General features: G+C 64.7%; 15 protein-coding genes and 1 tRNA gene. 7 read left to right on the top strand and 9 right to left on the bottom strand.

Features of this window, described 5'->3' with window-relative positions; all coding sequences use genetic code 11:
• Positions 1 to 15: 15 nt before the first annotated feature.
• The 4 genes from AC3YOG_RS06015 (at position 16) to AC3YOG_RS06000 (ending at position 4481) form a co-directional block, all read left to right on the top strand.
• Entirely contained in the window at positions 16 to 1524 is a 1509-nt protein-coding gene (locus AC3YOG_RS06015; protein WP_489934443.1) for a COG4223 family protein, read from the top strand.
• Positions 1521 to 2891 (top strand): heme biosynthesis protein HemY, encoded by a 1371-nt coding sequence (locus tag AC3YOG_RS06010; protein WP_489934442.1) that lies wholly within the window; start codon positions 1521 to 1523, stop codon positions 2889 to 2891. The genes AC3YOG_RS06015 and AC3YOG_RS06010 overlap by 4 nt, the downstream gene beginning before the upstream one ends.
• Before the next feature lie 110 nt (positions 2892 to 3001).
• Positions 3002 to 3931, top strand: coding sequence for a purple acid phosphatase family protein (locus AC3YOG_RS06005; protein ID WP_489934441.1), 930 nt, complete (start codon positions 3002 to 3004; stop codon positions 3929 to 3931).
• Positions 3932 to 4405: 474 nt separating this feature from the next.
• Positions 4406 to 4481, top strand: a tRNA-Thr gene (locus tag AC3YOG_RS06000).
• A gap of 47 nt (positions 4482 to 4528) precedes the next feature.
• Here the strand turns inward: AC3YOG_RS06000 and AC3YOG_RS05995 are convergent.
• The 4 genes from AC3YOG_RS05995 to AC3YOG_RS05980 all read right to left on the bottom strand — a co-directional run bounded on the left by AC3YOG_RS05995 (position 4529) and on the right by AC3YOG_RS05980 (position 7353).
• Positions 4529 to 5527 carry a zinc-binding alcohol dehydrogenase family protein gene (locus tag AC3YOG_RS05995; RefSeq protein WP_489934440.1) on the bottom strand — a complete coding sequence of 333 codons (999 nt, stop codon included), beginning with the start codon at positions 5525 to 5527 and terminating at the stop codon, positions 4529 to 4531.
• Positions 5528 to 5624: 97 nt separating this feature from the next.
• A complete protein-coding gene (locus AC3YOG_RS05990) occupies positions 5625 to 6356 on the bottom strand; it encodes a sulfite exporter TauE/SafE family protein (protein ID WP_489934439.1) in 732 nt (243 codons plus the stop codon).
• Positions 6357 to 6385: 29 nt separating this feature from the next.
• Positions 6386 to 7156, bottom strand: coding sequence for an exodeoxyribonuclease III (gene xth, locus AC3YOG_RS05985; RefSeq protein ID WP_489934438.1), 771 nt, complete (start codon positions 7154 to 7156; stop codon positions 6386 to 6388).
• Entirely contained in the window at positions 7153 to 7353 is a 201-nt protein-coding gene (locus AC3YOG_RS05980; protein WP_127754703.1) for a hypothetical protein, read from the bottom strand. Before AC3YOG_RS05980 ends, xth begins: the two co-directional genes overlap by 4 nt.
• Positions 7354 to 7607: 254 nt before the next feature.
• On the opposite strand from AC3YOG_RS05980, the gene AC3YOG_RS05975 reads away from it, so the two are divergent.
• The 3 genes from AC3YOG_RS05975 to AC3YOG_RS05965 all read left to right on the top strand — a co-directional run bounded on the left by AC3YOG_RS05975 (position 7608) and on the right by AC3YOG_RS05965 (position 13765).
• Positions 7608 to 8876, top strand: a complete 1269-nt coding sequence (locus AC3YOG_RS05975; RefSeq protein ID WP_489934437.1) for a metallophosphoesterase family protein — start codon at positions 7608 to 7610, stop codon at positions 8874 to 8876.
• Positions 8876 to 12358, top strand: a complete 3483-nt coding sequence (locus AC3YOG_RS05970) for an ATP-binding protein (RefSeq protein ID WP_489934436.1) — start codon at positions 8876 to 8878, stop codon at positions 12356 to 12358. Before AC3YOG_RS05975 ends, AC3YOG_RS05970 begins: the two co-directional genes overlap by 1 nt.
• Positions 12359 to 12589: 231 nt before the next feature.
• Positions 12590 to 13765 (top strand): hypothetical protein, encoded by a 1176-nt coding sequence (locus AC3YOG_RS05965; RefSeq protein ID WP_489934435.1) that lies wholly within the window; start codon positions 12590 to 12592, stop codon positions 13763 to 13765.
• 128 nt (positions 13766 to 13893) lie between these two features.
• Here AC3YOG_RS05965 and AC3YOG_RS05960 read toward each other — a convergent pair whose 3' ends face one another.
• From AC3YOG_RS05960 to AC3YOG_RS05940, 5 genes are all read right to left on the bottom strand, one after another.
• Positions 13894 to 14661, bottom strand: a complete 768-nt coding sequence (locus AC3YOG_RS05960; protein ID WP_489934434.1) for an N-acyl amino acid synthase FeeM domain-containing protein — start codon at positions 14659 to 14661, stop codon at positions 13894 to 13896.
• A 134-nt stretch (positions 14662 to 14795) separates the two neighbouring features.
• Positions 14796 to 17102, bottom strand: a complete 2307-nt coding sequence (locus AC3YOG_RS05955) for a putative bifunctional diguanylate cyclase/phosphodiesterase (RefSeq protein ID WP_489889681.1) — start codon at positions 17100 to 17102, stop codon at positions 14796 to 14798.
• 134 nt (positions 17103 to 17236) lie between these two features.
• On the bottom strand, positions 17237 to 20659 hold the full coding sequence (locus AC3YOG_RS05950) for an error-prone DNA polymerase (RefSeq protein ID WP_489934433.1): 3423 nt from the start codon (positions 20657 to 20659) through the stop codon (positions 17237 to 17239).
• On the bottom strand, positions 20656 to 22326 hold the full coding sequence (locus tag AC3YOG_RS05945) for a Y-family DNA polymerase (protein WP_489934432.1): 1671 nt from the start codon (positions 22324 to 22326) through the stop codon (positions 20656 to 20658). The genes AC3YOG_RS05950 and AC3YOG_RS05945 overlap by 4 nt, the downstream gene beginning before the upstream one ends.
• Positions 22211 to 23017 carry an ImuA family protein gene (locus AC3YOG_RS05940; protein WP_489934431.1) on the bottom strand — a complete coding sequence of 269 codons (807 nt, stop codon included), beginning with the start codon at positions 23015 to 23017 and terminating at the stop codon, positions 22211 to 22213. Before AC3YOG_RS05940 ends, AC3YOG_RS05945 begins: the two co-directional genes overlap by 116 nt.
• Positions 23018 to 23058: the final 41 nt, after the last annotated feature.

Genomic DNA, 23058 nt, shown 5'->3' with positions numbered 1-23058 from the left:
ACAGGGAGCCTGCTGATGGCCGACGATACCGACCCCAAGAACGGCACTGCCAAACCGGCGGATCCCGCAGCCAAGGATGCCGGCTCCCCCAACGCTGCGCCCCAGGACAGCAAGCCGGCCGAAACCCGCACCGGGCCTGTGAAGCCGCCCGTGCTCGACCTCAAGGCGCGCCCCGGCGACAGCGATAGCGGCAAGGCCGATCGGCCCCAACCCGGCCCGGCGCCCAAATCCGCGCCCAAATCTTCGCCCTTGGGCTCCTCCCGCGATGCGGCTCCTGCCCCCACAACGGCCAGGTCGGGTTCCCGCACCGGCGCCACGGCCGGCGCTGTTGTTGGCGGGGGCCTGCTGGGCCTTGCCGCCGCTTATGGCCTCGCCTTTGCCGGCCTCTGGCCCACCCCCGATCTGCCCACGCCCACGCCGGCGCCCGAGGATCCGCGTCTCGCCCAGTTCGCCAGCGCCATTCCCGAGCTCGAAACCGTCACCCAAACCACCCAGGCCGAACTCGCAGCGCTCCACAGCCGCATTGCTGAACTGGAAACGGCCGAGCCGGCCGCCCCCGCGCCCGCTGCGGCACCGGTGGACCTGAGCGGCATCGAAACCCAGATCGCCGCCCTCCAGACCCGGATTGACGAACTCGACGCCCGCCCCGCCGCTGCTCCCGGAGCGCCTGCTGCACCCCCTGGCGCTGCAGTCCCGGCCGATCCGGCCGCCCTCGAGGCGCTCCGCACCGACCTTGCTGGTCTCGCCGGTCGGGTGGACCAGCTCAGCACCCTGCCCCAGCAGGTCGAGCAACTCAGTGCCCTGCCCGCTCAAGTCGAACAGCTCAGCGCTCTTCCGGCGCAGGTTGCCCAGCTCGAAACGCTCCCCGCCCAGGTCGACCAGCTCAACGCCCTGCCGCCGCGCGTTGACGAACTGGCCGCGCGCCTCGGCACCACCGAAGCCAATCTGCGCAATCTCGATACCGCCGTCGCGCAAACTACCGCGACCTTGGCGGGCCAGCCCGAGGATATCGGCGCCGTGCTGCAGCTGCCCCTGATCCTTTCGGGCCTCGAAGCCGCTTTCAGCACGGGTCGCCCCTATGAGGCCGAGCTGGGTGCCCTGCGCGCCGCGCTGCCGGCCGTCTCCATCCCGCTGCCCATCGCCAATGGCGCTGCCACCGGTATTGCCCGCCCCGATCAGGTGGCGCAGCGCTTCAACGAGGTTTTGCCCGCCATTCTCGCCGGCCGCCCCGCCGACCCACAGGCCGGCTGGGCCGAGGGCGCGCTGGATTGGCTGCGCTCCGCCGTCGCCATCCGCCCGGTGGGCGAGCGTGAAGGCGATGACCCCGAAGCCGTCGTCACGCGCCTTGAAGCCGCGATCGCCCGGCGCGATTGGGCCGCCGCCGAGGCGCTCTTTGCCCAACTGCCCGAGCCGATGCGCGCCGCCGCGGGCGACGTGCCAACCCTGGTTGCAACCGAAGCGGAAGCGGCCCGCTTCCTTGATACCCTGCGGGCCCAGGCGCTGAGTGGCGAGGCCGCATCATGATCCGCCTTGCCTCCTGGATTGTCGCGAGCCTCCTCATCACCGCCGGCATCGCCTGGCTGATTGCGCTCCCCGGCACGCTGACCCTTGAGGTTGGCGGCTATCGCATGCAGCCCCAGCTGGGCGCCGCGATCTTCATGCTGCTGCTGGTCGCGGTCATCATCATCGTGGTCTGGTCGATCGTCAGCCGCATCCTCGCCACCCCCGGCGCCATCTCCCGCCGCGGCCGCGAACGCCGCAAGGAGCAGGGTGTCGACGCACTGTCGGACGCCTTTATCGCCCTGCAGTCCGGTGATCCCGCCCGCGCCCGCGCGCTCGCTCGCGAAGCCCAGGCGCGCCTGCCCGGCAATGCCGCCGCCCAGCTGCTCGAAGCGCGCGCCGATCTCGCGCTCGGGGACATGTCCGCCGCCCGCGAGCATTACCGTGCCCTCATCGCCAGCGAAAAAACCGCCGTGGCGGCCCTGACCGGCCTTTACGACCAGGCCCGCGCCCAGAACCGCTCGGACGCCGCCCTCACCTTTGCCCGCAAGACCCTTGCCCTCGCGCCGGCCAGCGGCTGGGCGGCCTCGGCCGTGTTCGATGATCTCACCCGTAATGGCCAATGGGCGGAAGCCGTGGCCATGGTCAATGCCGAGCCCGTCGCCAATAGGGAGGAACGCGCCGTCAAGCGCCGCCGCCAGGCCGTGATCGAAACCGCCCGCGCCCGTGAAACGGAAAACACCGATCCGCTCGTCGCGCTCGACCACGCGCTGACCGCCCTCAAGCTCCTGCCCGATTTCGTGCCCGCCGCCCTCATTGCCGCGCGCATCCACATCAACCGCGGCGAAACCCGCAAGGCCATGAGCCTCTTGCGCCGCATCTGGCGCGCCACCGGCCACCCCGATGCTGCCGCCCTTTACGCCAATGCCCAGCCCGGCGCTTCGGCGCTGGAGCGCCTCAAGCGTGTGCGCGAACTGATCGAAACTCCGCCGGCGACGCGCGCCGCCGCCATGGTGCTGGCCCGCGCCGCCATTGATGCCTATGATTGGCCCCTCGCGCGCAATGCCCTTGCCCCCTTCAACGGCCCCGAAGCCACCCAGGGCGTTTGCACCCTCATGGCCGAAATCGAGGAAGGCCAGAATGGCGATCAGGGCAAGGCGCGCGAATGGCTCGCCCGGGCCGTGCGCGCCCCGCGCGACCCGGTCTGGACCGCCGACGGCATCACCTCCGACGAGTGGGAGCCCATTTCCCCCGTTTCGGGCCGCCTCGACGCCTTTGAGTGGAAGGTCCCCGTCACCGCCGTGCACCGCCCCACGCTTGAAACCACGCCGAGCCAATTGCCCGCCGTCGCCGCCGAACCCCTGCCCCTGCCCCAACCCGCGAGCCAGTAAGCGACCGCCACCGTCCCGCCCAGATCGGGGCTGAGGATGGCCTCCCGGCGCCGCCCCGCTCCGACGTCAGTCGGGGCTTGAGGGGCCCGCCCCATGGGAGCATCGGGCTTATGAGTGCATCGCGGCGTCAGTTCCTTGGGGGCGCCGGTGCCCTTGCCACGCTTCCCTGGCTATTCGGCCCCGCCCGCGCAGCCGCGCCGCCCGCTCCCGCGACCCTGTCTTTCCTCGCTCTGGGGGATTGGGGCCAGCCCCGCGCCCTCGCCGATGCCACCACCGTCGCCGCCCAACTGGCGCAGGAAGCCAGAACCCGCGCCGCCGCCTTCATCATTTCCACCGGCGACAATTTCTATGATCGCGGCGTCGCCGACACCGCCGATCCGCTCTGGCAGGCGGCCTTTGAAACCATCTATGCCGATCCGGCCCTCCAGGTGCCCTGGTATGTGGTGCTCGGCAATCACGATTACGGCGGCCAGCCCGATGCCGAGCTCGCCTATGCCCTGCGCAGCGACCGCTGGACCCTGCCCGCCCGCTATTATGTCGAGCAATACCGCCTCATCGACGGCACTGGCGCCGATTTCTTTTTCCTCGACACCACGGGCCTTGTGAACCTCAACTTCGCCAATCGCTGGTTTTTCACCGGCGCCGCCGCCCGCGCCCAGCTCGATTGGCTCGATACCATGCTGGGCGCCAGCACCGCCCGTTGGAAGATCGTGGTCGGGCACCATCCCGTATTTTCCCACGGCCAGCACGGCGACAGCCCTGCCCTCGTCGAGGGCGTCCTCCCTATCCTCAAGCGCCACCGCGTCCAAATCTATCTCAACGGCCACGACCACAATCTGGAACACACCGAGCGCGACGGCATCCATTTCCTCACCAGCGGCGGGGGCGCCGAACAGCGCCCCGTCACCCCCGTCGGGCCCGCGGGCTTTGCCGCCGCATCCCTCGGCTTTCTATCCGCAACCCTCGCCCGCGACCGCCTCGAGATCACCTTCATCGACCAAACCGGCACCCCCCTCCACCAAGCCACCATCCCCGCCTGATTTTTTTGGTCACTGCAACGCAACCCTCGACCCTCGCTCTTCGCCTGGGGGCCTTGCTCGAGCGGCTGTCCGGGATGGTATCCGCCCTGCCTCCGCACCATCCAAAAACTCCCTTTTCCACCAGAGCCGCAGGCGAAACCCTCCCCCTTGTGGGGAGGGATCAAGGGAGGGGGTTCCCTCAACACCCCACGAGGGCCGCCGCCTCCGCCACAGGGCCTTACTGAAGCAAAACGCGACGAAAGCCCCGATCCCCACCCTCCCCCTCGCGGGGAGGGCCGGGGAGGGGGGCCGTTTGGCCCCGAGCCATCCCCCAGTCCCACCGTCCCCTCCTGAGAGAAGCAGGAAGCAAGAAGTCCCCCCGTCCACCCCGCCCCGCTGCTGCAACGCCGCAACACGGCCGCGCACAGATCCTGCCCGCCCCCCACGCAGCAACCCTTGCAAACCCCCGCGCCCCCTGCTATCTCCGCCTGCGTTGCCGCTTTAGCTCAGTTGGTAGAGCACATCATTCGTAATGATGGGGTCGCGTGTTCGAGTCACGCAAGCGGCACCACTTCCCCACCTGATGATAGCCGGCCACGGCGCCCCTGCGACGCCCCCTCAGGTCACCACCACGACTTTCCCGCCCGCCCGGTTTTCCTCCATGCAGCGATGCGCTTCAGCGATCTGCTCAAGCGTAAACCGGGGTCCGAGCGGCAGCAGCAGTCTCCCGGCCGCCACGTCCTCCGCCATCTCATTGAGCGGCATCTCCAAAAATTCCTCCACCCGACCGGCATAGGTCGACAAACCAACCAGATGGGGAACGTCGATCATCGGCTCGAAATTGGGCAGCGTCCAGGCGTCGCCGACCATGCCGGTTGAGCACACAACGCCCCCTTCGGCAGCGCAGGCCAGCGAATCGCGCAGCGTTGTCGTGCCCACCAATTCGAGCACCTTGTGCACCCCCTCGGGCCACTGGGCGCGAATGGCCGGGGCGATCTCGCCGTCATCGATCATCACCTGGTGGGCCCCGAAGCGCTCGAGCAGGTCGCGCCGGTCCTCGCGCCTTGTGGTGGCGATCACCTCCGCTCCGAACCGCGCGGCAAGGCTCGCGGCGGTGAGCCCCACCGATGTGGTGCCGCCGCGGATCAACAGCCGTTCGCCTTGCTGCAGGCGCAGCCCCTTGAACAACGCGCCCCAGGCCGTTTGCCCCATTTCGGGCAGCGCCCCCAGCACTTCCCAGGGCAATTGGGCCTCGACCCGCCGCACCTGGCGGGCCGGAACAACGCAATATTGCGCATAGCCGCCATCGAACTGCCGCCCCATGCCACCCATGACGGTAGCGACGCGGTCCCCGACGCTGAAATCGCCGCCGGGAGCCTCGGCCACTTCCCCCACCGCTTCGATCCCCAAAATGCGGGGGAAGGAAACGCCCGGCGAATGGCCCTGCCTTGTGTAAACCTCGGACCGGTTGACGCCAAAGGCGCGGACGCGGATCAAAACCTCGCCGTCCTTGGCTTGGGGGATCGGCCGCTCCTCGATCCTCAACACCTCGGCCCCGCCCGGCGCCCGCACCACCGCCGCCCGCATCACCCCTGCCGCCACTTTGCTGCTCCCCAACGGTCCTCGCCGTCGCCGCAAGGGGAAGCCGCGCACCCCATCGGGTCAAGCACCCAGCCGCGAAAGCACCGTTCGCCGGCTGTTTACGGCGAGATGCCTACAAAAACCGATACACCGACGTCCCGATGATCACCGCCCCCACGGCCACCATTAGCGGGCGCAGCGGCAGGCGTTTGACGAGGAGGGCGCCGATTGGCGCCGCCAGCACGCCGCCGATGATGAGGCCGATAGCGGCGTTGAACTGGGTCCAGCCCAGCGTCAAAACAAAGGTGAGCGAGATCGTCACCGTCACCAGAAATTCCGACAGGCTGGTGGAGCCGATGACCTTTTTGGGATCATGCCCCCGCCCCACCAGCGACGAGGTGACGATCGGCCCCCAGCCGCCCCCGCCCATGGCGTCGAGCAGCCCGCCCCCCAGCCCGATCCCGGGCACCAGCTTGTCGCTCACCTGGCGCGGCTGGAATTGACGGAACGCCTTGTAGAGAATGTAGAACCCAAAGCCGATCAGATAGATCGACACCAGCGGCTCCATGAAACTCGCATCGATGCTGGACAGCAGATAGGCGCCGATCGCACCGCCGATCATGCCCGCCGGCGCCAGCCAGGCCACCAGTTTCCAGTCCACATTGCGATGATAGGCATGCGAGGCGCCCGAAGCGGCGGTGGTGAAGATTTCGGTCACATGCGTCAGCGCGCTTGCCGCTGCCGGCGGCAGGCCGATAGACAGCAGGGCCGTGGTGCAGATCACGCCAAAGGCCATGCCCAGCGCCCCGTCAACAATCTGGGCGCAAAAACCTATCACGATGAAGATCAGCAGTTCCTGGCTCATGGCTGTGCCCCCTTAGCCCTACGAAACGCCTAGCGCAGCACGATCCAGGTTGGCGCATGGTCGCTCGCCTTGTCCCAGCCGCGCACGTTCCGATCAACGCCGGCGTCTTCCAGCCGGTCGGCCAGGGCTGGCGCCAGCAACAGATGGTCGAGCCGCAAGCCGGCATCGCGCTCATAGGCGTTGCGGAAATAGTCCCAGAACGTATAGATCCGCTCGCCCGGATGCCTGGTGCGCAGGGCATCGGTCCAGCCCTGCTCGAGCAGGCCCTGATAGGCGGCGCGCACTTCGGGGCGAAACAGCGCGTCCTTGGTCCAGCGCTCGGGCTTGTACACATCGAGCTCGGTCGGCATCACATTATAGTCCCCCGCCAGCACGGCAGGGATATCGGCCGCGATCAGCTCGGCCGCATGCCGGGTAAAGCGCTCGAACCAGCGCAATTTATAGTCCCATTTCGGCCCCGGCGCCGGGTTGCCATTGGGCAGGTACAGGCAGCCCACCAGCACGCCATTGACCGCCCCCTCGATGTAACGGCTGTGCTCATCTTGGGCATCGGCCACGAGCCCGCGCCGGGTTTCCACCGGCTCGGTGCCCCGCGCCAGCAGCGCCACCCCGTTCCAGCTTTTTTGGCCCAGCCAGATGGCGCCATAGCCGGCCTGTTCGATTTCCTTGCGGGGGAACCGCTCATCGGGCGCCTTGAGTTCTTGCAGGCACACCACATCGGGCGCCGCCTCCTCGAGCCAGCGCAGCAGCACGGCAAGCCGTCCATTGATGCCGTTGACGTTAAAGGTCGCGATCTTCACCCGCCGGCACTGTCCGGAAATGGCGAGCGCTCCGGCGGCATGGTGGGCCCAGGCTCCGCATTGTCATTGGGATTGGTTGGATCGGGCACCGGCAGGTCACCTTCTTTGGGCGCATCATCGATCGGGCGCGGAAAGATCGGCGGCACCGGCCCCGGATCAGGCGCGGTCGGGCTGGGATCGATGGGTGGAAAACTCATGACCTTGGCTCCCTGCTTGGGTGTGCTCACCCAATGGAACCAAGCTCCACTTTGTTCCCGCGATTGACCTGTTCATAGTCCGTTCATCTTTGTGGCGGAACCGCGGCAGGAAGGTTTGCAACGCTATCGTGCTGCCGCATTTTCCTTGTTCTAAACTCGGCCATCCCAAGCGCTTGCGATATACCCCGCCCCTCTGGCATGACATTGTTAAGTATAGTGCCCACGCGCCGCGCCCCTCCGACGAGCTCCCTTTCATGCCCTTCCGCTTCGTCCACACCGCCGATATTCACCTCGATTCCCCCCTCCGCTCCCTGGCATTACGCAATGCCGATCTGGGGCAACTGGTCGGCGACGCGACCCGCCAAGCGCTTGTTTCTGTCGTCGATCTTTGCCTAGCCGAGCAGGTCGATGCCCTCGTGATCGCGGGCGATCTTTATGACGGCGATCAGACCTCGATGAAGACTGCCCGCTTCATCGCCACCCAGCTTGGCCGCCTGCACGAAGCCGGCATCGCCGTCTTCATCGTCCGCGGCAACCACGATGCGCTCTCCAAGATCACCCAGGAACTGATCCTGCCCGACAGCGTCAAGATCTTCGGCAGCCGCGCCGAAACAATCACCCTCCGCCGCGGCGCCCTCGATATCTCCTTGCATGGATTGAGCTTTTCGCGTCCGCACGCCCCCGAAAGCCTGCTGCCAAAGTTCCGCGCCCCCTCCCCCGACGCCGCCCATATCGGCATCATGCACACCAGCCTCGCCGGCGCGCCGGGCCACGACAATTACGCCCCTTGCAGCCTCGCCGACCTGCAGGAATGGGGCTTTGATTACTGGGCCTTAGGCCATGTCCACGCCCGCGCCCATCACCCCGGCGACCGCCATGTCATCATGCCCGGAATGCCCCAGGGCCGCGACATCAACGAGGCCGGCCCTAAAACCGTATCGCTGGTGACCATCGCCGATGATCGCTCGGTAACCGTCGAGGAAAGGCTGACCAGCATTGCCCAGTTCGAGCGGCTCGCGGTTGATCTTTCGGGCCAGCAATCCTGGCGCGAAGTCATCGACGCGCTTGAAAGCAGCGTCGCCGCCTTACGCGCCGCCACCGCAGCGCCCCATCTGGTGCTGCGCCTCAAGCTGGCGGGTGAAACGCCCCTGAGCTGGCGCATGCGCCGCGATCGCGACTTGCTCCTCACCGAAATTGAGCAGCGCCTCGAGGGACTTGGTCAAACCTGGATCGAAAAGATCGAGCTGGCCACCACCTCCCCAAACACAGCCGAAATCCGTCATTCGGCCGATCCCGTGCTCGAACTGGGTGACCTCATGCGCACCCAAAGCATCGGCCAGCACAGCGTGCGCGAAACCCTCCGGCAACTGGTCAAGGATGTGCGCGACAGCTTGCCGCCCGAAGCGCGGCGCTTTGCCGGCGACGACGAAGCAGGTTTCGAAGCCTTTATCGATCAGGTGCTGAGCGAAGGCAGCGAGGACGTGGTCGCCCGTTTGCGTCAAAGCGAAGCCGGGGCCGATTAATGCGCCTGCGCCGCCTCGACCTGCTTCGCTATGGCAAGTTCACGGATTTTTCGCTCGATTTCGGCGCCCATGAGCCCGGAACCTCCGACCTGCACATTATCTATGGGCTTAATGAAGCGGGGAAATCCACCTCGCTTTCGGCCTATCTCGACCTGCTGTTCGGCATCGAAGAGCGCAGCCGCTACAATTTTCTCCACCCCTATCCGTCCATGGAAATTGGCGGGGTTTTGGAGTTCAACGACGAAAACCATGCGCTGCGTCGCGTCAAGGGCCGCACCAATTCGCTGCGCGATGGACGCGGCCAGCCCGCCAATGAGGCGCTGCTGAGCACGCCACTGGCAGGCCTTACCCGCGACGCCTATCGCATGATGTTCTCGCTCGATGATCAAACCCTTGAAGATGGCGGCAATGCCATTCTGGAAAGCCGGGGCGATCTAGGAGAGCTGCTATTTTCGGCGAGCACGGGCCTTGCCGATATCGGCCGCATTCTTGAAGGCCTCAAGGCGGAAGCGGACGGGATTTACCGCAAAAGCGCCAGCTCCACCCAGATTGCCGTCCACAAGCGCCAAATTGCCGAGCTGAAAACGAAGCGGGACCAGATTGATGTGCAGGCTTCCGCCCACAATGCCCTCGTCGCCGAACTGGACCGGGCGACCAGGGCGTACGAAGAGATCAGCAGTGAACTTGGGCGCGCCCGGGCTGAGCATGAAGCTCTAAGCCGCATTGCACGCGCATTCCCCCTCGCCCAGGATCACGCTCGCCTGACCGAGACGCTCGCCGAGTTGGAGGATCTTCCCCGCCCGCCCGCCCATTGGGGCCAGGAACTGCCAGGCCTGATGCGCGATGAAACCCGGCTTCAAACGCGCAATGCCGAACTGGAAGGCCGCGCCAAGCGCCTTCGTGCCGAGATCGAGGCCATTGCAGTGGACGGGGCCGTGCTGGCTCTCGCCGAGCCCATCGAGGCACTTACCGACGCCGCGGCCCGCTTTCGCACCGCCGAAGACGACTTGCCCAAGCGGCGCCAGACCTTGCTGGAGCAACAGGCCCGCATCTCCGCCATTACCCGCTCACTTGGGCGGGCGGACCAAGCCGACGCCCGCGCCCTCCTCATCCCGGCGCCGGTTGCCGGAACCCTGCGCGACCTGATCGAGCAGCGCTCCGGTATCGACGCGCTGCTCGCGACGGCCGAGCAGGAAGTCACCGCAGCTCAACTCGCCTTGGAGGCGGCCGAGCAGGAGCAACAAACTTTGCTTGCCAAGCGGCCAAGCTTAGATCCATCGACTGTAGCTAATCTGCAAGCCGGCATCGCCGCCGCGCGCCAAAGCGACCTTAGCGCCCGTGAGCGGATCCATGCCCGAGAGCTCCCGCGGCTGCAACGGGAGTTCGATGGCGCGATGGCTGCCTTGCTGCCCTGGTCCGGCACTGCTGATGATCTGGCTGGCCTCAAATTGCCAACAGTCGCGCAAATCAGTCAATGGCGGAGCGGCATCAGCGAAGCGGAGGCACGCGCAACAAGGCACCGGGAGAACCAGCGGGAACTGATGGCGCGCCAAACTGAACAGCTTAATCGCATCAAGCATTTGCGGGCTGCCGGAGCCATCGACGATACCGAGGCTGCAAACCTGCGGGCCGAACGCGATGGCGCCTGGGGCCGCCATCTGGAGCGTCTCGACCGCGACAGCGCTCTGCAATTTGCGGCTACCATGACGGCCGCCGACCAAATAACTGACGCCCGCATCGCCAACGCGCAGGCTACGGCGGAAATGCGCAGCCTTTCGGCTGAACTCACTTCCACCGAGGCGCGCCTGGCCCAGGAAGAAGCACAACTGGAGGAAGCGGCAACAGAACTCGAAACGCTTCGCTCGGCCCTCCGCGCCAGCCTGCCCGCTGACCTCGATCAACTCGCCGACACCGCCACACGCCAATTGCTGGACGACATCGACAATTGGCGCACGGGGGTCGAGCGCGCTCGCGCTGCGCTGGCGACGCTGGACGGCGCAACCGCCGCGCTCAGCGACACGCGCGCTGAACTTACCCGTGAACGGGACGAGCTTGCCCAAGCGCTGACCGCCACTGGCGCCGACACAAGCGCGTTGAGTGTGCCCGCGCTGCTGCAAAGCGCCGAGAACGCTTTGAACGCCGTCGCCTCCGCTCAGGCGGCAAGCGAAAGCGCGGACAAACTGCTGCGTGAGCGTGAGCGCGAACTGCTGGCGCGCCGCCGCGTTCGAGACGCAGCTTTGGGCAAGCAAGCAGACTGGCAGAACCGCTGGGACCGAACGGTGGAAGAAACCTGGTTTGCCGACCAGGCCCCCAGCACCGGCGCAGTGCGGGCAATTCTGGACGCCTTGGCGGAGCTTGGTGCAGAACTGCGCCACCGAGAGGAAACCGAGCATCGTATCGCTGCCATGGAGCGCGATCAGGCTGCATTTCGCGAGCGAGTGGCGGAACTGCACAACGAGCTGAAGGAGACGTTCGAGCCTGCACAGGCCCCGCAACTGGCTGGAGCCCTTGCCCAAAGGAGCCGCCAAGCCCGCCAGAGCCTGCAACGCCGCATGGAAAAGGCTGGCGAACTCGAAGCGCTGCAGGCCGAGTTGGGGTCCCTGGCGCAAGAGCTGCGGGTCTGCGAGGCCAAGAAAGGCGAACTGCTCGAGTTCTTTGCCGCGGAGGACCTGGCCGGGTTAGCGGCAGCCCTGGCGCAGTGCGCCGAGCGCGACCGGCTCGAACATGAGCAAGCCAAGCTTGCAGCCCGCATTGTCGGCGAGATGAACGTGTCGAGCCTTGAAACGGCATTGAACAGGCTTGCCGATATTGACCGTACGGCGCTGGACGAAACGGCGGCGGTGCTTGCCGCTAGGCTTGAGGATTTGGACGAGCGGCGGCGGATGCTGTTCGCCGAAAGATCAATGGCGCAGGAACGACTCGCTGCGGTTGGCGGCGATGACGCGGTTGCCCGGATCGAAGCGGAACGGCGCACCTTGTTGCTCCAGATCGAGGAGCTCGCCTTGCGCTTTGTGCGCCTCCGCGCGGGAGGGCTTGTGGCCGAGCACGCCTTGCATGCCTACCGCGAACAGCATCGCTCTTCCATGATGCAACGCGCGTCCCAGGCATTCCAGCTGATTACCCGCAACGAATATACGGGCCTCACCACCCGCGCTGAAAAGGACGGGGAAGCGCTCATTGGGCTCGCGCGCGGCGGCGGCTCCAAGCTCGCCACCGATATGTCCAAAGGCACGCGGTTCCAGCTCTACTTGGCCTTGCGCCTTGCAGGATATGCCGAGTTCGCTGCCGTGCGCCCTTCTGTACCGTTCATCGCCGACGACATCATGGAAACCTTTGACGAGCCGCGCTCGGAAGAAGTGTTTCGGCTCTTTGGCCAAATGGCCACTGTGGGGCAGGTGATCTATCTGACCCACCACCGCCACCTCTGCGACATTGCCCAGCAAGTGGTTCCGGGTGTGCGCATCCACCAGATCGCTTCCTGAGGTCTCAACCGGGCGCTCGGCGCATTCCGAGTGCCCGCCGCCCTTTTATGTAAGAAACTTACAACTATCCTCAGCACTTGGGGCAAATTCGTCATTGCCACCGCATGAACAGGTGGCCCTTCGCGGCGATTGCTTGACGACGAAAGTAGGTTTGTTACAGATTGCTGCATCCCGGCCGTTTCGGCCAAGCGCACCAGCGCTCCAACCTGCCATTCCTGTCGAGGTCCGCCGATGAGCTACAAAGCCATCTATACCTATGCCTGGGACCTCCAGGAGGCTGGTGTTCCCGAGGCCGTTGACGAATTCCGGCGGCTGGGGCTCGACACCGTAACAGTGGCCGGCAGTTATCATGCCGGCAAGTTCCTGCGGCCGCGTGGCACCAGGGGCAAGGTGTATTTTCCCGAGGATGGCACCGTTTATTTCCATGCCGATCCGGCACGCTATGGCACAATTCAGCCGCTGGCCAACGCCCTGCTCGCCGAGGGCGATGTTCTTGGTGAACTGACGCGCTCGGATATGGCTACCAATGTGTGGCTGGTGCTGTTGCACAATACGCGGCTGGGGATGGCCCACCCGGAAAGTGTCGTGCGCAACGCCTTTGGCGATCCCTATTTTTACAATCTCTGCCCATCAGCTCCGGACGCACGCGCCTATGCCATTGCTCTGGCGACTGACGTGACCGAGCGTTATCCGGTATCGGGCATTTCCCTCGAAGCACCCGGCTGGACGCCTTATGCCCATGGCTTTCACCACGAATTTGCCCTCCTGAAGTCCAATGCCTGGCTTGAAAACCTGCTCGGGCTTTGCTTTTGCGATCATTGCCTCGCCAGTGCGGAACGAGCCGGCATCGATGCGCGCCGGCTCAAGGCTCAAATTGCCAGCGACATCGAGGCTTATCTGGAAAGCGGCATCGATTATCCCGCCGACATGGCGGAAGCCTTCTGGCGAGCCGACCTGGCGGGAGACTTCGAGCTCCAGAGCTTTCTGGATTTCCGTTGCGGCGTCGTAACCTCCTTGGTCGGTGAAATTCGGGACGCCGTCAGAGCCGATGCAACGGTTTCGGTGATCCCCTCTGTTGCCCGGCCGACCGCCGGAGCCTGGTACGAGGGCAGCGATTTGCCCGCGCTGGCGCAAACGGCTGGAATCATCGAGGCGTGCTTTTATGAAGCATCGGCCGAGCGGGTTTCCGCCGACCTTTTCGATCTCCAGCGACGCCTCAGGGGCGCGGGCAAGCTGCGCGGCATCCTGCGCCCCTCCTATCCCGACCTTGCGAGCAAAACCGAATTCCTCGGCGCTGTGCAGGCGCTCCGCGCCGGGGGCGTCGAAGAAGTCGCCTTCTACAACTGGGGCTTCCTGCGCCAAGACAATTTGGCGTGGATTGGTGACGCTATGCGGGAACTTGGCTGAGCGGACCGGAACCGACCTGCGGCAAACTCCCTTTGGCGGGTCCGCACGCTTGAGACATTGCCTGGAACCACACGCCCTCCCCCGTGCGCGAGTTTAGCCCGGCTGTGTGCACCACAAGGGCCCGGTTCTCACAGCTCCCCTTCGTCTGAGCCGCCGAGTTGGGCAATGCGCCGGGCCATGCGGGCGCTGGGAGCGACCAGCTTTACCGAGCCGCTGGGCGAGCCGAACAGCGCCTGCCGCTCTTCTTCGGTGGACATGAAGAACGGGTATCGCTCCAACAGCGGCGGATAAATCACCGGCACATCGGCCACCATCAGCACCATCGGGAAGCGCAGCCCGTGATAATACCGAGCCTCGCCCCACTGCGTGGAGTTGAACACCCTTCGGTAAAAGGCGGAGTGTTCGGGCCTCACTGAGGACAGGCAATAGCGAGCGCCATAATGGCGCGCGGCCATCACCCCGATCCTCAGGGCCAGAAAGGGCAAGGCCGGATAAGCTAGAGTCGCTTCGTGATCGGCGGTGAACCGGCCGGGATCCACCATGTTCACCCCGTCCGCAATCAACGGATCGAGGAGGTCAGGAAACACCGACTGTGATGGCGAAACCGGGGTCTCTCGGCTCAGATGATGGACGCGGATGGAACTCACCAGCCGCCCGTCGATAAGCACCCCGAAACAGGAAACATTGGGCAGTTCGTCGAACTCGTCGCGCACCACCTGCTGGCTGTTGAACGGGATGAATTCCTCCCGCCGATAGGCCTCGTAACGAAGCCGATACACTGGATCAAGCTGATCCTCTACGCTCACCCGCCGGTACTCGACCCTGTCCAAGAGATCGACAAGCGCTTCCGCAAAACGGGAAGTGCCCCCAGCAACGGGTGTGACTACCGCACTCATCACATCACCCCTTACACCCGACACAAGTTAATCACTTGTTAGTCATGTTGAAAACAGGGGAACTGCGGGGTTTGGCGGCGTTTCTGGCGAGGGAAATTTTGTGCCGCCGGCAAAAACGCCGGAGGGGCGGGCATTTACCGAGAATTAACCGTTTTGACGATTTTCGCAGGGAAGCTTTGCGCCATGCGCATGCGGCCGATCAACTCGGCAATCTCGCGCCGCGGGAGCGGCGCGCCAAACAGGAAGCCCTGGATTTGATCCACGCAAGTATGCTGGGAAACCAGCTCCAACTGGTCCTCGGTTTCCACGCCTTCGGCAGTGATCACCAGATTGTTGTCCTTGCCCAGTTGGGCCACATTGGACAGGAGCTTGAGGGCCCGCGCATCGGCGGCGATGTTCATGACGAAGCTGCGATCGATCTTAAGCTTGGTGAACGGCAGCGCCTGCAGATAGCTTAGCGACGAATAGCCGGTGCCGAAATCATCAAGCGCAATGCCGATTCCCTTGGTCGCCAATCCACTCAGGATCTTGGTGGCCGCGTCCCGCTCCTCGATGAGCGCGGTTTCGGTTACCTCGACTTCCAACCGGTGCGGTGCCAGGCCGGAACTGCGCAGCGCCTCCTCGACCATGTCACCGACATCGGCATTGCGGAAATCGCGGGCCGAGATGTTCACCGAAACGCTGACATCTTCGGGCCAGGAGCGGCATTCGCGCGTAGCGGTCGTCAACACCCAGCGGCTGATATCGGAGATCAAGCCGGTTTCTTCGGCCATTGGGATAAAGATGGCTGGGGAAATGGGTCCGAGTTCGGGATGGTGCCAGCGCGCCAGCGCTTCGCAGCTGACCACGCGCTGGGTCTTGATATCAACGATCGGCTGGAACACCAGGGACAGCGCGTCCGTATCAAGGGCATGGCGCAGATCGGTCTTGAGGCGCTGGCGATACCGGTAATCCACGTCCATTTCTTCCTGGAAGCACTGCACCTGCGACTTGCCCGAGCCCTTGGCCTTGTAGAGCGCAAGATCGGCCTTGGTCATCAGCGAATCCAGCCCCTCGGCCATGGCGTCCTCAACCACGAGGCCGACGCTGACATTGACCGCGATGACCTGGCCCATGATGTTGAATGGCGGCTTGAACACGGCAACGATGGCTTCGGCATCGCGCGCTGCCTCTGCCTGGGTGACATCGCCGCGATAAACCAGGAACTCATCACCGCCAAAGCGGCCGACAAGGCAATCCACCCCCATCAAGGTGTCGAGGCGGTGGGACACCTCCACCAGCAGGCGGTCCCCGATCAGGTGACCCATCGTATCGTTCACATGCTTGAAGTCGTCGATATCCACGATCATCAGCACGATCTCGCCAAAGGCGCGCGTGGTGCGGCGCTGCACCAGATCGGCTTCCACCAGTTCGGCGAAGTGCCCACGGTTCGGCAAACCGGTGAGGCTGTCGAAATGCGCCATGAAGTTGATCCGCTCGGCCGCCTCGACGCGCGCGGTGATGTTTTCGAACAGCAGCACCTTTTGTTCGCGCCGTGAACTGACGGTAACTTCGATGAACTCACCGGTTTCGAGCTTCAGGACGGTCTTGCCACTGCCCCGGGCAACGCAATCGAGCAGATTCTGGGCATCCGGGTGCGACAGGGTATCGTGTGCTTCGGCTTGGGCAATGCTGTCGGAAAAGCAACGACCGCCCCATTCTCCCGGCACCAGCGCCTGGAAGATCTTTTCGGCATAATCATTGGTGACCGAGATAAAGCCCCGGCTATCAAGCATGCAAAGGCCATGCTGCATCGTATCGAGCGCGGTATCGAGCTCAATGGCGAGGCGAGAGGCCTCAACCCGCTGGTGAACCGCGCTAAGGAGGATCAAGCGGACATCGCGCGCCAATACGCGCATGCTGAGCAGCATGGGCAGCATCAGGACGCCAAGAACCTGGTGGTAGATATCCCCCCCGAGCAGCAACCCGGCGCACATCAGGGTGCAGGCAATAACCAGTTGCAGGGTGAGGAGCCGGTCCAGCCCGAAATTGCGCGTGACAATGCCCACCATGCAACCAGTGGTAGTGACCATGCTGATGATCTCCGCGACGGGATCATCAACAAAGACGAAGCTGAAGAAACACCAGGAGCCATAAACAAGCGCGGCGAAAGCGCCCCAGAGCGTAGCGCGCACTTCCCACTGATAGGCCGCGTCGACATCCTCTGGACCGATATCGGCCTGCTTGAACTGCGTCATGTCGATAAATCGAAAGACGGCGATCAACAGGAAAATGACGGTGATGCCCCAAAGCAGCGGAGATCCGGTTTTCAGCGCGGTCGTGGCCGCGCCGACAGCGCTGGCCAGCGTGCCGTAAATCATCGCGCGCCTGTCCTTATAGACAGACTTGACGGTCGATACGTAATCGAGCGCCGGCATTGATTTATGCGCGGGGGTGAACACACCTGTCTCCGGTTCGTGATCGGCCAATCAAACCTTATCGAGGTTAAGGAGGGCTTGAGATCGTGTCCTCAATACGTAAATTACCGAGAGCGATACCGGAAAGCCGCTTGCGAGCTTTTTCAGGAACGACCCGCCTAGTGAAAATTGCGTCCGCTGGGCAGGGCCGCATGGGCGTGGCGGCGGGCTGTATCTTCGTGGCGCAACTGGTCTCGTTCCGGTCCCCGGCTGCCCGGGGTGCCGGTGCGCCCTTCGTCCGCACGCGCCAACACGGCATCGCCCAAGGGATGACCATCGGCAATGTCCAAGAGGGTTGGTGTCAGGTCCGTCAGCTGTCGGGCAACAATATGGATCACGAGACCCTCCCGCTGCAGCTCGCCCTTGACCGCCAGCATGCGCGCACCCAGCACCACGCGCCGATTGGCTTCAAACACTTTTGGCCACACGATTATATTGGCCACGCCGGTTTCATCCTCGAGGGTAGCAAAGATCACTCCCTGCGCAGTGCCCGGCCGCTGGCGCACCAGCACCAGACCCGCCACCTCCACTTGCCGGCCGGGGGAAAGCCCCAGCAAGGCGCTGGCCTTGACCACGCCGCGCCTTTCTAGCTGCGGCCGGGCAAAATGCACCGGGTGGCCTTTTAGCGAGAAGCTGAGGTGGCGATAATCATGGATCACCTCTTCGCCGGGCGGCATCGGCGGCAGGCCCGCATCGGCTTCTCCTTCGCCGAGCGATTGCGCCCCTGGGGTGGCGGCAAACAAGGGCAGCGTTTCGGCGCCGGCAGTGGCCGTCAGCCCTTTTACCGCCCAGGCCGCATCGCGACGCGATAGCCCCAGTGAGCCAAAGGCATCCGCCTGCGCCAGGATCTCCAGGCTCGCTACCGGCAGCCCGGTGCGCAGCCACAGATCGCGCACGGAATCATAGCCCCGCCCGCGGCGGGCGACGAGACGGTTGGCGTGGTCCTCCTTAAGGCCCTTGATCGCCGACAGCCCCAGCCGGATGGCATGGGTAGAGCGGATGTCGCCCACCATTTCGGCATGCTGCACCCACAAATGCTCGGCCGCCGGGCGGCTATTGCCTTCCAGCACATGCTCGAGGTGGGAGCGGTTGATATCGACGGGCCGCACTTCCACCCCATGCTCGACCGCATCGCGGATAATCTGGGAGGGAGCATAGAAGCCCATGGGCTGGCTGTTGAGCAGCGCGCAGGCAAACACATCGGGATAATGGCATTTGAGCCAGCAGGAGGCATAAACCAGCAGCGCGAACGAAGCCGCATGGCTTTCGGGAAAGCCATATTCGGCAAAACCCTGGATTTGCGCAAAGCAGCTTTTGGCGAACTCCAGCTCATAGCCATTGGCGAGCATCCCGGCGATGAACTCCTCGCCGAATTGCGCGATCTGGCCGGTGCGTCGCCACGCGGCCATGGCCCGGCGCAACTGGTCGGCCTTCCCAGCCGAAAAGCCCGCCCCGACCACGGCGATCTGCATGGCCTGCTCCTGAAACAAGGGAATACCGAGGGTGCGCCCCAGCACGGCCTTGAGCTCGGGCTTGGGATAGGTGACCTCCTCATTGCCTAGCCGGCGCCGCAGATAGGGATGCACCATGCCGCCCTGGATTGGCCCTGGCCGCACAATGGCCACCTCGATCACAAGGTCATAAAATCTTTGCGGCCGCATCCGCGGCAGCATGGACATCTGCGCCCGGCTTTCGATCTGGAACACCCCGATCGTATCGGCGCGGTGGGTCATGGCATAAACTCGCGCCTTCTTGGATTGGTCGGGATCGGTTTCTTCAGCCAAAAGATCTACCAGCCGGATCTCCTGATTGTAGTGGCGGTGCATCAGCTCAAAACCGCGCCGCAGGCAAGACAACATGCCGAGTGCCAGAATATCGACCTTGAGAATGCCCAGCGCGTCGATATCGTCCTTGTTCCACTCGATGATGGTGCGGCTTTCCATGGCCGATTTGCTGATCGGCACCAGACTTTCCAGTGAGTCCCGGGTGATGACGAACCCACCCACATGCTGGCTCAGATGGCGTGGAAAGCCATGCAGAACCTTGGTCACCTCGAACAATTGGGCGAGCACGGGATCATCGGGATGCATGCCGATCCGCTCGACTTCGCGCAGATCGAAAGGGGCACCCCAGCCCCATTGCATCTGGTTGAGCGCAGCCACCGTATCCTCGGCCACCCCGAACACCTTGGCCGCTTCGCGCATGGCGCTCTTGGAGCGATAGGAAATCACATTGGCGGTGAGGCCCGTGCGCTTGCCCCCATATTTCTGGTAAACATATTGCATCACCTCTTCGCGCCGCTCATGCTCGAAATCGACGTCGATATCGGGCGGCTCGTCGCGTTCGGTGGAAATGAAGCGCCCGAACACCAGATTGCCGGTGACCGGATTGACCTCGGTGATCTCAAGGCAAAAGCAGACGGTGGAATTGGCCGCCGAACCGCGCCCCTGGCACAGGATCTTGCGCTCGTAGCGGGCAAACATCACGATGTCATGGACCGTCAGGAAATAGGCCGCGTAGCGCTTATAGGCGATCAGGCACAATTCGCTCCAGATCATGCGCTTGACCTCGTCGGGCACCCCATCGGGAAAGCGCCTGGCTGCGCCGGCCCAGGTCAAGCGCTCAAGGGTCTGCTGGGCGGTTTCCCCATTGCCGACCGTTTCCTCGGGATAGTTGTATTTGAGCTGGTCGAGCGAAAAGCCAATCCGGTCCATCAGCAGCTGGGTTTGCCGGAGGGCATCGGGATGTTCGGCAAAGAGCCTTGCCATTTCCCGGCCGGGCTTGAGATGGCGTTCGGCATTAGCTTCGAGCCGCCTGCCGGCGGTTTCAAGGGTCAGGTGCTGACGGATGCAGCTGACCACATCCTGCACCATCCGCCGGTTGGGCTCGTGGTATAAAACGTCATTGGTGGCGAGCATGGGCACGCCATGCCGGTGCCCCATCTCGGCAATGCGGTTGAACCGGGCCCGATCGGAGCCGGCGTAGCGGGGGGCGGCAGCAACCCACACCCGCCCCTTGGCCTGCCCGGCCAGGGTTTGCAGCGTGCGCTCGGTCAAATCCCAATCGCTTTCATCGGGCATGAGGATGAGGAGCTGCCCCGCCGCCGCTTTTTCCCCCGCTTCGTCCCTTTCCAGAAGATCGGCGAGATACAGCACCGGAGCGCCCTTTTCCCCTCGCCCATTGCCCAGCGTCAGCAGCTGGCACAGGCGGCCATAGGCCTGCCGGTCACTGGGATAGGCGATGATGTCGGGTGTGCCGTCGCTGAACACCAGCCGTACGCCCACGAGATAACGAAAGCCGGGCGCCTGCGGCCCCATGTCTCGCGCCACCATGTAGCCGCGCACCACGCCGGCAAAGCTGTTGCGATCGCATAGCCCAAGCCCGGTCATGCCATAGTGAATGGCGGCTGATACCAACTCTTCGGGGTGCGAGCCGCTGCGCAGAAACGAGAAATTGCTGGTGCTCACCAGTTCCGCAAATTGCGGCGCCGGCGGCTGCTCCCGCCCGCTCCCGGAACGGGGAAATGAGAGCACCTCATTCATGAAAAGAACCCATGCAGATACCAGGAGGGCCCGGTGGCGCCGCCATAAAAGCCCTGCCGATAGAGCCAGAACCGGCGCCCGCCATCATCCTCGGCGATGAAATAATCGCGCGTTTGCGCTTCGGGATCAAAGCGCACCAATTGGGGCAGATAGGGCTGAGCCTGCTCCGGCTTGCTCTTCTGTCCCTGGGGCGGCACCAGTTGCAGGCGCTGGCCGCTGCGCCACCATTCGGCCGCCAGGCGCTCGGGCCCCGAGGTCTTGATGAACTGGTACCCCACCCGCCGCCAGATCATGCCGGCGGGAGGACCATCGGGCACCTGGGCGGCGGTGATGGTGATGGGCTCGGGCACCGGCAGGAGCCGCAGCGGCCGCGCCCGGCCGGGATCGGGCAGCGCTTCGGGATCGTCAGGGGTGCGGGCGATCACCGGCTCCAGCCGCACGGCCCGCTCGGGAATATGGGTATTGCTGAATTTGGTGCGCAGCACCGCCAGCGCCCCCAGGCGGCTAGCCATGCGGTCATAAAGCCGGTCCAGATCCTGTCCCCCGTCGGCAGCGGCAAAGGCGCCCACCTGCACGGCATCGAGCGGGGACACCGAGCTGGCAGCAAGCCGGATCGCATCAATGCCAAACCCCGCATCGTAATCTCCGCCCAGCCGCTCGGAGCGATGGGCGAAAAGACGCGCAATATGGGCAGGGTCTCGCGTGGCCCGGGCCGCATTGACCGACAGACACATCACCTTGTGGTCCACCCGATAGAGGAACAGATGAAAGCTTTGCGCACCCAGCCCTTCGCTTTCGAGCCGCAGCCCAATCTGCACCGCCAGGTCATGGGCACACATCAGCACATCGTCCATCAAGCCGATCGGGTCGGCAAAGCGGCGCTCGGCATAGCGTTCAGCCAGGGGCAGGCGGGGCACGGGACGTTCTTCGAGTGCGCCATAGGCTTGGTCGAGCCGGGTCAGCAGCGACAAGCCGAACCGGGCCTGCAGGGCCTTGCGCTCGCGCCCGCGCACCTGCCCTACCTGCTTGAGCCCCATGGCATTGAGCCCGGCAATCTGGATCGGGCTGAGGCGAAGCGCGGCGACCGGCAGATGCGCCAGGACCCGCTCGGTATCGGCCGCAGCCACCACCTGGTTGGCGGCAAAATGGGCAACAGCCCAGGCTGCGCCCACGGTGGAGGCCACCGCGCCCTGGACCCGATAGCCCAGAACCGCCAGCCGCTTGAGCAGGGTCGCAAGCATCGCTTCCTCGCCGCCAAACAGATGCGATACTCCGGTGATATCGAGCACCAGATCGCCAAAGGGGCTCATGTCGGGCAGCACCGCGACCAGCGGGCTGGCATTGGAATGCCAATCAGCAAAATCGGCAAAGGCGGCTTCCAGGAGCGGCCGGTCGATGGCCAGCGTGTGCAGATTAGGCACCAGCGCGCGCGCATCGGCTAGGTTCTGCCCTGGGCTAAGGCCAGCCGCCGCCGCTTCCCGGTCCACCGCTGCCAGCCGCATGCCCCCCTTGATGCGCTCAAAGAGCGCCAGGGGTGACTGCAGCTGCCGGTCAGCCCGCTTGAGATAGTCGGTCGCCCAATCGGGCAGGTACAGCGCCAGGAAGCGCCGTGCTCCCCGTTGTTCCATCCAGACCGGGGCGGTCTGACTGTTCTGCTCGAAAGCCATTTTCTGTCCACTCCAGGATCCATTCGCCACCATGGCCTTGCCCAAGCGCGCCCTTTTCCAGCCGGGCGCTCCAGCGGCTCGCCCCTGGGGCACGGGCATCAAAGGGGGTGGGTGAGCTCAGCAGGGGCGCCAGGTGCCAGCGCAACTGCGCGGCGCTCGATTCGCGCCAGCGCCCATAGCGCAGCAGAAACACCGATGCCCCGCCGCTTTGGGCGCGCATGCTGAGGCGCCGGCTGGCGGTGAAATCGAGAATCTTGGGCTGGCCCGCGACGTCGGCGACCACGGCCGCCACCGCCCCGCAGCCCAGCGCTTCTTCAGCTGCCCACAGCAATTCGGCGATATTGGCAGGCCGGATCAGCACCAGGTCAGCCGCATCAAAGCCGAAAAACTGCAGCCCGCTGCCATAGGGCAGACCCATTTCCTGAGCATCGGCCGTCATCTGCAGATAAACCACTGCTTGGCGGGTGCCCCCCAGCAATCCCCGCGCCTGCCCCAGCGCAAACCCCAGCACAGCGCCGCCATTGCGCCGTTCATCGGCGAACACTTCATGCACCACCCCCGGGCCAGCCAAGGGAAAGCCGCCCGCCATCGCTCCCGGTGCCGCCGTTTCGGCCAGGGCCGGGCGGCGTTCGAGATCGGCAATACGGGTGCGCAGCGCCGCAAGGCGCGTTTGGCGGTCAAGGTCGCTCATGGGGCTTTCGGTTCTTGGTTCAGAACAAAACAAGAACACTA

Source organism: Devosia sp. Z6_126 (assembly GCF_058133495.1).
Note: the sequence above shows the minus strand (reverse complement) of the source record. Positions and strands in the feature narration are given on the sequence as shown.

Coding starts and splice junctions, on each gene's coding strand:
- AC3YOG_RS05950 (WP_489934433.1), bottom strand. CDS start 20,659: ATGAATGAGGTGCTCTCATTTCCCCGTTCCGGGAGCGGGCGGGAGCAG.
- AC3YOG_RS05945 (WP_489934432.1), bottom strand. CDS start 22,326: ATGGCTTTCGAGCAGAACAGTCAGACCGCCCCGGTCTGGATGGAACAA.
- AC3YOG_RS05990 (WP_489934439.1), bottom strand. CDS start 6,356: ATGAGCCAGGAACTGCTGATCTTCATCGTGATAGGTTTTTGCGCCCAG.
- AC3YOG_RS06005 (WP_489934441.1), top strand. CDS start 3,002: ATGAGTGCATCGCGGCGTCAGTTCCTTGGGGGCGCCGGTGCCCTTGCC.
- AC3YOG_RS05970 (WP_489934436.1), top strand. CDS start 8,876: ATGCGCCTGCGCCGCCTCGACCTGCTTCGCTATGGCAAGTTCACGGAT.
- AC3YOG_RS05940 (WP_489934431.1), bottom strand. CDS start 23,017: ATGAGCGACCTTGACCGCCAAACGCGCCTTGCGGCGCTGCGCACCCGT.
- AC3YOG_RS05975 (WP_489934437.1), top strand. CDS start 7,608: ATGCCCTTCCGCTTCGTCCACACCGCCGATATTCACCTCGATTCCCCC.
- AC3YOG_RS06010 (WP_489934442.1), top strand. CDS start 1,521: ATGATCCGCCTTGCCTCCTGGATTGTCGCGAGCCTCCTCATCACCGCC.
- AC3YOG_RS06015 (WP_489934443.1), top strand. CDS start 16: ATGGCCGACGATACCGACCCCAAGAACGGCACTGCCAAACCGGCGGAT.
- AC3YOG_RS05980 (WP_127754703.1), bottom strand. CDS start 7,353: ATGAGTTTTCCACCCATCGATCCCAGCCCGACCGCGCCTGATCCGGGG.
- AC3YOG_RS05965 (WP_489934435.1), top strand. CDS start 12,590: ATGAGCTACAAAGCCATCTATACCTATGCCTGGGACCTCCAGGAGGCT.
- AC3YOG_RS05960 (WP_489934434.1), bottom strand. CDS start 14,661: ATGAGTGCGGTAGTCACACCCGTTGCTGGGGGCACTTCCCGTTTTGCG.